This is a genomic window from Streptococcus oralis subsp. tigurinus, assembly GCF_002093545.1.
Lineage (GTDB): Bacteria > Bacillota > Bacilli > Lactobacillales > Streptococcaceae > Streptococcus > Streptococcus oralis_C.
The window spans coordinates 1-10072 of record NZ_LNVF01000018.1; the positions used below are offsets into that span (position 1 = coordinate 1).

At 38.5% G+C, this 10072-nt stretch carries 17 protein-coding genes, 1 tRNA gene, 1 rRNA gene and 1 other RNA gene; 4 read left to right on the forward strand and 16 right to left on the reverse strand.

Going from position 1 to position 10072, the window contains the following annotated elements:
* The 10 genes from ATE34_RS10715 to ATE34_RS10760 all read right to left on the reverse strand — a co-directional run.
* Nucleotides 1–391: DEAD/DEAH box helicase family protein (locus tag ATE34_RS10715; RefSeq protein ID WP_180382705.1), on the reverse strand; the 391-nt coding region annotated here is incomplete at its 3' end.
* Entirely contained in the window at nucleotides 360–824 is a 465-nt protein-coding gene (locus ATE34_RS10720) for a hypothetical protein (protein ID WP_084912037.1), read from the reverse strand. The genes ATE34_RS10720 and ATE34_RS10715, both read right to left, overlap by 32 nt.
* Entirely contained in the window at nucleotides 821–1303 is a 483-nt protein-coding gene (locus ATE34_RS10725) for a siphovirus Gp157 family protein (protein WP_084912038.1), read from the reverse strand. Before ATE34_RS10725 ends, ATE34_RS10720 begins: the two co-directional genes overlap by 4 nt.
* The gene (locus ATE34_RS10730; protein ID WP_084912040.1) at nucleotides 1296–2018 is read right to left on the reverse strand and encodes an HNH endonuclease signature motif containing protein; all 723 of its coding nucleotides are present in this window, start codon (nucleotides 2016–2018) and stop codon (nucleotides 1296–1298) included. The genes ATE34_RS10725 and ATE34_RS10730 overlap by 8 nt, the downstream gene beginning before the upstream one ends.
* A gap of 13 nt (nucleotides 2019–2031) precedes the next feature.
* Nucleotides 2032–2262, reverse strand: coding sequence for a hypothetical protein (locus tag ATE34_RS10735; RefSeq protein WP_084912041.1), 231 nt, complete (start codon nucleotides 2260–2262; stop codon nucleotides 2032–2034).
* On the reverse strand, nucleotides 2263–2604 hold the full coding sequence (locus ATE34_RS10740; RefSeq protein ID WP_084912043.1) for a hypothetical protein: 342 nt from the start codon (nucleotides 2602–2604) through the stop codon (nucleotides 2263–2265).
* A 4-nt stretch (nucleotides 2605–2608) separates the two neighbouring features.
* The gene (locus tag ATE34_RS10745) at nucleotides 2609–2806 is read right to left on the reverse strand and encodes a hypothetical protein (RefSeq protein WP_084912045.1); all 198 of its coding nucleotides are present in this window, start codon (nucleotides 2804–2806) and stop codon (nucleotides 2609–2611) included.
* Complete coding sequence (locus ATE34_RS10750) at nucleotides 2803–2997, reverse strand: hypothetical protein (protein WP_049479656.1); 195 nt, start codon at nucleotides 2995–2997, stop codon at nucleotides 2803–2805. The genes ATE34_RS10745 and ATE34_RS10750 overlap by 4 nt, the downstream gene beginning before the upstream one ends.
* Nucleotides 2994–3266 carry a hypothetical protein gene (locus tag ATE34_RS10755; protein WP_049479657.1) on the reverse strand — a complete coding sequence of 91 codons (273 nt, stop codon included), beginning with the start codon at nucleotides 3264–3266 and terminating at the stop codon, nucleotides 2994–2996. Before ATE34_RS10755 ends, ATE34_RS10750 begins: the two co-directional genes overlap by 4 nt.
* 74 nt (nucleotides 3267–3340) lie before the next feature.
* On the reverse strand, nucleotides 3341–3532 hold the full coding sequence (locus ATE34_RS10760; protein ID WP_001112858.1) for a DNA-binding protein: 192 nt from the start codon (nucleotides 3530–3532) through the stop codon (nucleotides 3341–3343).
* Nucleotides 3533–3828: 296 nt separating this feature from the next.
* Here ATE34_RS10760 and ATE34_RS10765 point away from each other — a divergent pair, with 296 nt between their 5' ends.
* From ATE34_RS10765 to ATE34_RS10780, 4 genes are all read left to right on the forward strand, one after another.
* The gene (locus ATE34_RS10765; protein WP_049479658.1) at nucleotides 3829–4212 is read left to right on the forward strand and encodes a helix-turn-helix domain-containing protein; all 384 of its coding nucleotides are present in this window, start codon (nucleotides 3829–3831) and stop codon (nucleotides 4210–4212) included.
* 2 nt (nucleotides 4213–4214) lie between these two features.
* Entirely contained in the window at nucleotides 4215–4973 is a 759-nt protein-coding gene (locus tag ATE34_RS10770) for an ImmA/IrrE family metallo-endopeptidase (protein WP_084912046.1), read from the forward strand.
* A gap of 134 nt (nucleotides 4974–5107) precedes the next feature.
* Complete coding sequence (locus ATE34_RS10775) at nucleotides 5108–5779, forward strand: zinc ribbon domain-containing protein (RefSeq protein ID WP_084912048.1); 672 nt, start codon at nucleotides 5108–5110, stop codon at nucleotides 5777–5779.
* A 123-nt stretch (nucleotides 5780–5902) separates the two neighbouring features.
* Nucleotides 5903–7045 carry a tyrosine-type recombinase/integrase gene (locus tag ATE34_RS10780; RefSeq protein WP_084912050.1) on the forward strand — a complete coding sequence of 381 codons (1143 nt, stop codon included), beginning with the start codon at nucleotides 5903–5905 and terminating at the stop codon, nucleotides 7043–7045.
* 82 nt (nucleotides 7046–7127) lie between these two features.
* Here the strand turns inward: ATE34_RS10780 and ffs are convergent.
* The 6 genes from ffs to rrf form a co-directional block, all read right to left on the reverse strand.
* An RNA gene (gene ffs, locus ATE34_RS10785) (signal recognition particle sRNA small type) lies at nucleotides 7128–7221 on the reverse strand.
* A 32-nt stretch (nucleotides 7222–7253) separates the two neighbouring features.
* The gene (gene tadA / locus ATE34_RS10790) at nucleotides 7254–7721 is read right to left on the reverse strand and encodes a tRNA adenosine(34) deaminase TadA (protein ID WP_061599054.1); all 468 of its coding nucleotides are present in this window, start codon (nucleotides 7719–7721) and stop codon (nucleotides 7254–7256) included.
* Nucleotides 7722–7920: 199 nt separating this feature from the next.
* Entirely contained in the window at nucleotides 7921–9207 is a 1287-nt protein-coding gene (locus ATE34_RS10795) for an adenylosuccinate synthase (RefSeq protein WP_045616593.1), read from the reverse strand.
* 244 nt (nucleotides 9208–9451) lie between these two features.
* Entirely contained in the window at nucleotides 9452–9685 is a 234-nt protein-coding gene (gene comW / locus ATE34_RS11270; protein ID WP_045616591.1) for a sigma(X)-activator ComW, read from the reverse strand.
* Between the two features lie 208 nt (nucleotides 9686–9893).
* A tRNA-Asn gene (locus ATE34_RS10805) sits at nucleotides 9894–9967 on the reverse strand.
* Nucleotides 9968–9972: 5 nt separating this feature from the next.
* Nucleotides 9973–10072 (reverse strand): 5S ribosomal RNA (gene rrf / locus ATE34_RS10810); the annotation flags it as partial.

A 10072-nucleotide genomic window follows, 5' to 3' on the forward strand; every position in this document is an offset into this window, starting at 1 on the left:
TTGCAGATAGTCCAACTGTATAGCCACGTTTGACCTTGCGATAGGCCTTCACGTTGGAATCGCTAGACATATTCTGCCACTCGTCAATAATGAACACATCACACTCAATAGACTCACCACTTGTAAGCCTGTTCTGCAATCTGCGGTCCGTCATCGTTTCTAATTCAAAATCAGTGTTGTATCCTAGATTTTGATAAGTGCTATTCCATCCGTTCAGGATAGCTAAACGATTATTGATAACCAGGACTTTTTTTGCTGACTTGTGCTTTGCTATTTCAAAAGCACAGATGGTCTTACCACGCCCTCCATACGCCTCAAGGAAAATCCCAGGGCAATTACGATCGCTTCGTTTAACTGCTTCAGCTTGCCATTTGCGTAATTCGATTGCCAATGTCCACAATCACCTCCTCGATGTCATTCCGTTGAGCATAAAATAGTCCAAGCCTTGCAGCTGCCCTCACATCATTGTGATGGCTTTTTTCAAAGGACCATAACCCAAGAGCTTTCAGCAAGTCATTTGGTATATCTGTCTGATAACCTGCGTTACGCTGCAGAACCAAGTCCGGATAGCAAAGTTCAATGGCTGCAATAGTTTCTACAACCGAGTTGTCCCTGGAATAATCATTGTCCCTAACTTCGAATTTTTCAACGACCACTATGTCGAATTCAAGACTACGACCAATCTCTTTGAACCAGGCTTTGAAGTTTTGGGCACCATAAGGGACCACCCAATAATCAACCAGCTTTGCATTATCCAATAGCACAATTCCTGTTGTACTGGTTTCAATTTTGTTGCTTGATGGATCAATTGCTAAAATCCTCATTTGATCACCAACTTCTCTGTTCGAATGAGTTCCGCACCTTTGACTTTCTTGCCAGATTTCAGCAACTCTTTGAGTGTTTTTTTGTCCGGTGAAAGCGTCACTTTTTTTGTAAAATATTTTTTCGGAAGGTCATCTTCGTTGACCTTGACTGATTCTGGATTCTTAGCAACTTTTATAGTAAGAGCACCGCTCTTAACTTCGGTTTGCCCCGTGACATTCATAGCTGTCATAATGTTATCCTTCACATAATCCAGCTTTTTCTGTGCTGCCTGTTTCTTCGCTTTGAAGCTTTCTTCCTCAGCCTTGTACATGGCCACGTCGGCTTCTAAGTTTTTGATAACATGGGCATATCCTTCCGCTTTCTGTTCAAATTGTTCTTGCCAATCGATGGCCTCAAGCGTGTCTGCTTTTGTTTCATCATCGATATCCAATTGGTAAATTGTCAGGAACTGCCCTGTTAGTTCGTATAAACTAGCCATTTTTTTCTACCTCTCTAATTTTGTTTGTAAGTTTTGTTAGCCCAATACCAGATTTAGTCAAATCAGCATTGGACGTAAATAAATGATTTTGATTCATTCTAGCAATTTCGTTTTTAGATAAACATGCCAGGTTTGAAATATCATAGTTTGTTTTATCACCGTCCAGGAAAACGATTGAATGCCCTTTTGGTATCGGGCCAAAATTGTCCTCCCAGACCTTGCGATGTTTCAAAACCCATTGATTAGGTTCTCCGATTTTTTCTTTTGGATAACCGTCTGTTGTATAGTTAATGGTTCCGACAGGAACATAATTCGGAGGTCTATTACCCTTTTTGAACTGCCCACTGTTTTTTGGCATATTGGGATACTTCTTCCCCTTATTGTGAGGAGTCTGACCTTTCTCGAATCTTCCCGTCAAACCACTATGTAGATTATTATTTCTCCGATAACTCTTAATCTGTTTCTCAGTCAGTGATAATCCGAATTTTCGGTTCATTTCATTGGCGACATCGCGAGAAATCTTATTTTTTTGGATGGACACAAGGTAGTCGTGTTGCTCCTTAGTCAGCAATCTACCTTGATATACTTTTCCAACTGGTAACCCTAAACGTCTGCGTACTTCTCCTATTTGAGTCTTGGTATAGGTCGTACCAAATTTCTCATTTAGTAACCTGGTTACTTCAGGAGTTAATCGACCAGGGCATATCTCGTACATGTACTCCGTGTACTCATCCTTCCAGCAAAGCGATCGGGGCATTGACTTCACCTACCTTGTCTTTGAATTTTTCGGCATCTAGCGCCAACTGGCCAGCTTGAAGGATTTGGCCAGAGATAGCGACCATCTGTTTTGAACGTTGAAGCTCGGTCTTTAATTCATCAGCAGTAAGATCCCTGTCGTCCAATGCTTCCAACTGAGCGAAAAGAGTATTGGTTAAATCTGATAATTTATTTCGAACCATCTACTTAGTCACCTCTTTCATCAATTTATTAGCTTCTTTGATTAGCAAACGCATAACGTTGCTATCCGTTTCTTTTTCTGCTGCTCTTGTCAACATATCCACCCACTCACGTCTAGTATCATTCTTCCAATCAACCAACTCAGTGAGTGCCTGTGTATGGTTATAGTAAGGCGAGTAGTCGTATGACTTATCTTCCAAGCGAACGCATCTACCTGCCTTGATGTCTTTGGCTAAGTTCGCTCTCACATTACTATTTGTTGTACCAACAGCCTCGGCCACTTCATCATATGAGGCAGCAGGGTGCTCTCTATAATATTCCCTGATTCGTTCAGCTTGAGTCATGTTTCTACTCCTTAACTAGCCCTACAGGCGGTTCTACATCATAAGTAAATTGTTTGTCTGAATTTCTCAGGTTCATCCGTGCGACATTACTCGCTATTTGCTGACGCTCTTTTTGCTTCATTTCAGCGTGGTCATCCAGCGTATTTACTAGCGACCATAGACCGATTCCTACGATTGTTATCAGGTAAATGTATTCCATCATTTTACATTCTCCTTTTCCTTGTAGATTGCTACGATTTTTTCAAGATCAGCAATACGCTGATTGGCATTTTGAAGTTTTTCTTGTGTTTCAATCAGTGATTGATTTAGGTCCAGAGCGACCACTCTCCAGTCCAGATTGGTTTCTTCGACCTCTTCCGAAAAGTAGTTTTTAATTCTTGTTAGTAGGTTCATCCGACTGACCTCATTTTCTTGCTTTTCACCATTTCTTTTTTCCAATCTCGACTGCCTCTGTATTGCAGGTAGGCATCAAAACCTTTAATCGTGACAAGTTGGCCATCATTCCTAAGATGATTCTGTTGGCTAGGTAGCTTCTTCATCTCGCGTCTCATGTCTCCCGCTTGTCGCTTTGAGCATCCAAAGATGTGTTCTAATTCTTCATCATTAGCAGAGACTTTTTCAATGATCACATCTTTAATTCTTACAATTTCAACTGCTTCCATTTTTGCTCCTTTCGTGATATAATTCAGTTAGTTATTTTGATATGCGCCTGACTTCTGTTAGGTGCTTTTTTGTGCTACTCAATCCCATAATCTTCAATAACCTGAAGAATGAAACTGTTCGCTCGTGGACCTTTTGTCGTCCCACTTAGAATGTTTGTTACTTCCTGTCGCTTAAAGCCGTAAGCAACCGCTAGAGTTGTCTTTTTAATGCCTTTCTCTTTTAAGAAAGCATTAACCTTTTCACGACCGTTTGCGATATCTGGCATATGCGTTCCTCCTTTTTACACTTTATGTAAATAAGAAACAACTAAATTTTTAACTATTTTTCTGCATTACACTTGACAACTCACACCAAATTGGCTAAAATGAAAGCATAATAAAAACAATGATAAATCTATAAATACCGTTCGCCAAAACATTTTTATAATTTATTTTCTTAGTTGTTTTTTTAGTTATTTCTTACTTACAAAAAACATTTTACACCATTTGGGATAATTAGTCAATCTTTTTACACCAAATTTGTTAAATTTTTTTGTAATGTCTTAGAAAGGTTGATTTAACAATGTTTGAGACATTTGAAAAAATTAAAGAATTAGCAAAAAAGCGTGGAAAAGCTCTTGGGCAAGTCGAAGAAGACTTGGGTTATGGCAGAAATACACTGTATAAGATAAAAAACTCTACGCCAAATGCTGAGCGTATCGCAGAAATTGCTAACTACTTCAACGTATCCACCGATTATTTACTCGGACGGACAGATAATCCTGCTATTGCAAAGGATGACAAGGAAAATGCATATCTTGGTCCAGCTGAGACTGAACTTGTCGCAGCGTTCAGAAATCAGACCCAGAACATGACCGAGGAAGAAAAGGTTCGTTTTAATAAGGCGATTGAAAGCTTGATGGTAACTGCTAAAACCCTGATGGACGATGACAGTAAGTGGAGGTAATTATGGCTAGAGAAATTATTTCCCGTAGACAGTACATCCAACACTGGGATTACGCCGTCCCGGTGATCGAAGCAGTTTCTCGACAGAATAATATTCCACTTGAACAAGTTACTTTTCAGCACATTATCCGTTACTTTGAACAGACTTACAACCTTCATTTTATCTTCTTTGAAAAGGACCCGTTTCCTATGCTTCCTTCAGCCGGTCTACTTGGGTCTGAATACATTAGATATCGAGGGCTTGTCAATCATCCAGATGTTACCTACTTGGATGATATCATCTGTAAACACAATGACGGCTTTACCATTTATAGCAAAGAAAAAGAAAAGTACCTTGTTTATATCAATCAAACACATATCAAAAGACGGGTTATCTTTACCATTTTGCATGAATTAGCCCATATTGCAGCCCATTTTAGCACGGGCCGTTCTGATGAGGTCGCCCTCGCTTGCGCTAACAACTATCAGAGCAATCCGCTAGAAATAGAGGCTAACGCCATGGCCTCTCTCTTTTACATCAATAATGAGCGCATGGTCTGGCACCTCAAAAACAAGCACTCATACGAGCAAATTAAACAAGCAAATACAATCAGCGATAACGCCCTTTTTAATCGATTAGTTGATTTTGTTCATTATCGGATATTGAGCTATGATGAATATTTGTTGGACGATCAACAGCAACGACGAGTAGCTATTGACCTCGTTACAAAATATAAACAAGGGAACAATATCTTACAACAATATTATGATATTGACGTGTAATGTTAAAAGCAGATGTGATAGCTGGTGCATTGTGGCAAGGTATTGAGAAAAATAAAAAACCATAACCTCGTCGGCTATGGATAAGAAAAAAAGAGTATAAAGGATTTTAAATAGTTATTATTTTGGAGGTTATTATGAAATTTTGTCCTGAATGTGGCAATCCAGTAGAGGGTTACAAGTTCTGTCCAAATTGCGGTTATTCTATCGCTAACCAAGAACCGACCGAACAACCTCAGCCGGTCAATAAACCGGCTTCTCCATCTCCTGCTCCACGAAGCAGAAAAACGGACAAAGTCGGACCACTTGAGATTGATAGATATAATCGTACCTATCGTATTCATGGAGCTCAAAAAGCAAAAGGTTCTTCTGGATTGGTCGGAGGAGCAATTAAAGGCTCGGTAAAAGCAGGGCTTGCAATGGGAACGATGGGATTGTCTTTGATACCGTCCTTGATCAAGAAAGATAAGAATGACACAGATTGGTATTCGTTCGAGGATTTAGTATCGTACGAATTGATTATCAATAATCAAACTGTTGTTTCTGGAGGAGTTGGTCAAGCATTGATTGCAGGCGCTATGTTTGGTGCGATTGGCGCTGTCGCAGGCGGTATTGTTGCGAAAAGAAAATCAACTTCTAAAATTTTAAACATGACAGTCCGTGTAACCTCAAATGACTTCACTAAACCAGTCGTATTTATTGACTTGATTAGAAAGTCAGTAAAGAACACTTCGAAAGAATACAAAGAAGCCGTCGAGAACGCTCAGCGAATCATGGGAGCATTGGACGTTATCGTTCATAATTCGTAAGTAAAAAACCCCCACACTCGCAAAGTTTGGCGACTCTGAGTGTGAGGAACTTACGTATAAGAAACAACCATTCAAAAGGTCGTTTTCTTATACCCATTTTAACAAAAAAGTGAGGTAAACGCAATGTGGATGGAAGAACTTCCCAACGGAAAATACAAATTTTTTGAGCGGTATAAAGATCCATATACTGAGAAATTAAAAAAAGTTTCAGTGACCATGGAGAAGAAAACTCCCCAGGCAAGAAATCAAGCTGCTATCTTGCTGCAGGAAAAGATAAAACAAAAGTTAGGAGAAAAACAACATTTTGTTTCTGATATAACTTTTGAAAAACTATATGAGGAATTCGAGGAGAATTGGAAACACGGTGTTAAAAATTCAACAGTCTATGCTTCAAAAAATGTAAAAAAAGAGATTTTAAAGCAGATAGAGGGCGACTACCTAGTTAGAAATATTGATAGACGTTTATTACAAAAAGTAATAGATCAACTATTACAAGACGGGAGATCTCATAACTATGTTTCTAAAATCAAGTTCAAGCTCAATCAGATAATGAAATTCGCTATCAGAATGAATTATATTGATACAAATGAAATGCTATTTGTTGAAACGCCTAGAAAAGTAATTACATCCGACGAACTCAGGAAGAAAAACACAAAATACTTAGACCAAAAAGAGTTTAAGTTATTCATCCAAAATTTAAAAGACGAGGCCCTATGTGATTATCGAATTACAAAGTATATCCGAATAGCTAAAGTTCTTTTTCTTACTGGCATGAGGTATGGAGAACTGGCAGCCTTAAACTACAAGGAGGATATAGATTTTTCTAAAAAGACTATTCACATCAAGCATACATACGATTTCAGACAAAAAGAGAGAACTACACCAAAGACAATCAAGTCCGATAGGGTTATAACAGCACCTCAAAAAGTGTTAGATATTATCAAAAAGCAAATAATAGAGAATGCGACAAATGGATTTGATACAGATTTTATTTTCATCAATACTCTAGGAGAACCAATAACAAATGCCAGGGTTATTTGTGCATTGAAAAGACATGGTCAAAAAATCGGCATAGAAAAAAATATAACTACACATACATTTAGACATTCTCACATATCCCTACTTGCTGAGCTAGGCATTCCTTTGACTGCCATCATGGATAGAGTAGGACATAGCGACTCAAAGACCACACTAGAGATTTATTCCCATGTCACTCAAAAAATGGTATCAGACATATCTAGTAAGTTAGAAAAGATAAAACTATAAATTATGCCCCTCGCCTGCCCCTTTTTATCATATAAGACAAACAAAAACCCTTTAAAGTGTTGATATTAAAGGGTTTTTAAATTGTACGAAAAAAGAGCACACAATTCACATCGCTTAGGGCTGCTGGATTCCTCCCCTGACCCGCTTCACGCAGAACTGTTGCTCCACTATTTATTATACCACATTCCCTTCTATTTTTAAAGAGAAATTATTTTTTCCGTCGATTTCGGAAAAAATCCTGCATAATCGCTGCACAGTCATCTTCCAAAATTCCCGTTTCTACCTCTACACGATGATTGAGACGCTCATCTGTCAAAATATCGTACAAACTTCCAGCTGCACCAAATTTCTGGTTTTTAGCCCCATAAACTACGTTTGGAATACGGGCAAGCCCAATCGCCCCGCTACACATGACACAAGGTTCAATGGTCACAAAAAGCGTACAATCGAGTAGGCGCCAACTCTCTTCACTCGCATTCGCATTCTCTATAGCCATGATTTCTGCATGCATAACCGCCCGTTGCAACTCCTCGCGCGCATTATGCCCCCTACCAATGATTTCTCCATCCTTGACAATCACACAACCAATTGGAATTTCATCGTGTTCTAAGGCAATCTCAGCCTCTCTCAAAGCCTCTCTCATAAAGGCTTCTTTTTCTTCAACTGTATAATTCATCGTTCTTCTCTTTTTCTACTTGTCGATTTTATTATTATATCATGATTCTCAAGACAAAAAAAGCCACCCAATGGGGTGACTTAATAGGGAGATTATTATGAAAAAGAAAAGTTTAGGATTTTGCTACAACAAGTTAGGAGGTCTTCTTGTAACTGTCTATAGTATACCCAACCTCTCTTAAACTAATCTTAAAAATCTCCTATGACCAAACACTTTCTAAAATATTGGTTTGTTCACGACCAGGACCTACTGAGAATGTTGAGATGCGAACACCAACCAACTCACTTACACGACGAACATAGTTGCGTGCATTTTCAGGAAGGTCTTCTAAATTACGGACTCCAGTGATGTCTTCTGACCAACCTGGCAATTCCTCATAGATAGGTTTGCAACGTTTCAACTGCTCGAGGCTAGCTGGATAGTAGTCAATACGTTGACCATCAAGATCATAGGCCACACAGATTTTCACTGTATCCAAACCACTCAAAACATCAATAGAGTTCAATGAAAGATTGGTAATACCAGATACACGACGACTATGGCGCATCACAACTGAGTCAAACCAACCCACACGACGTGGACGGCCAGTTGTTGTACCGTATTCATGACCTACTTCACGAATGCGATCCCCTACTTCATCAAATAATTCAGTTGGGAAAGGTCCATCTCCTACACGACTTGTGTAGGCTTTACATACACCTACAACCTTGTCAATCTTACTTGGACCAACACCAGACCCAATTGTCACACCACCAGCGACAGGGTTTGACGACGTAACAAATGGATACGTACCTTGGTCAATATCCAACATAACACCTTGCGCACCTTCAAAAAGCACACGTTTGCCATTATCAAGCGCATCATTTAAGATAACAGACGTATCTGTCACATACTGCTTGATTTGTTGGCCGTACTCATAGTACTCTTCAAAAACATCATCAATTGAAATAGGAGTACTGTCATACAATTTTTCAAACAGACGATTCTTTTCCGCAAGATTGCGTTCCAAACGTTCACGGAAAATATCCTTATCCAAAAGATCAGCAATACGAATCCCAACACGAGCAGCTTTATCCATATAGGCTGGACCAATACCCTTGATAGTTGTCCCAATTTTATTGTCGCCCTTAGCTTCTTCTTGTAGACGGTCTAATTCAATATGATATGGCAAAATGACATGCGCACGATCCGAAATGCGTAAATTATCTGTTGTCACACCTTCATCATGAAGATAGGTCAATTCTTTTACTAGAGATTTAGGGTTTACAACCATCCCGTTCCCAATAACAGAAATCTTTTCGGGGAAGAAAATACCTGATGGAATCAAGTGTAACTTAAATTTCTTGCCATCAATCACAATTGTGTGACCAGCATTGTCACCACCTTGATAACGAGCAATCACTTCTGCATTAGCTGAAAGAAAATCTGTAATTTTCCCTTTACCTTCATCACCCCACTGGGTACCAACAACAACAACTGAAGTCATAGTAAAACTTTGTCTGAGCCGTGTGGCTCTTCCTTTCTCATATACATGGCAGGAGTCTCACCTGCAATTATATCTTACAATTTATTATAAGAAAAAAACACTATTTTATCAAGAAGAAACACTAGAAAAGATTTGGAATTTCTGTAAATTATAAAAATCCTAACCTTAAATTTTAAATAAAATCCTTAAATTCACAAATTCAATGCTGATTATTGTTCGTGATAAATGATATATATGAAACTCACTAGTTTAGAGTAGTGCCTTCTAGCAAGAATTTATCTAAATACAAGCGATAGGCCGTCTGAAAATGATATAAATAAAAGTCTTTAACACTTGTAATTCTAAATCTTATCAAGTAATAAAGTAAAAAACGAAGATGAAGTGATTCCCACTCAGCACGACTCTGACCTAAAGAAGCATATTCTTGTTCAACTAATTTCAAAAAGACAAATGCTCTATCATAAAAATTTTGAAGCATATAAAAAATCCCTTTCTTATTATTAACACTAGTCTAACAAAAATAAGAACTAAAAAAGCTTCAAATCCTATAAAAGTAGAATTTAAAGCTAAACGGACTAAAAATAAAATATAGAGGCATTTATAGATGAAAAAATTAAGTTTTGAATTTTGAGAAGTTTACTTTATTTATAAAATAAAAAACGTTCGATTGAACGTTTCTAATAGTACTCCGCCAGTAGGACTCGAACCTACGACATCATGATTAACAGTCATGCGCTACTACCAACTGAGCTATGGCGGATAAAAGCTAAGCGACTTCCATATCTCACAGGGGGCAACCCCCAACTACTTCCGGCGTTCTAGGGCTTAACTGCTGTGTTCGGCATGGGTACAGGTGTATCTCCTA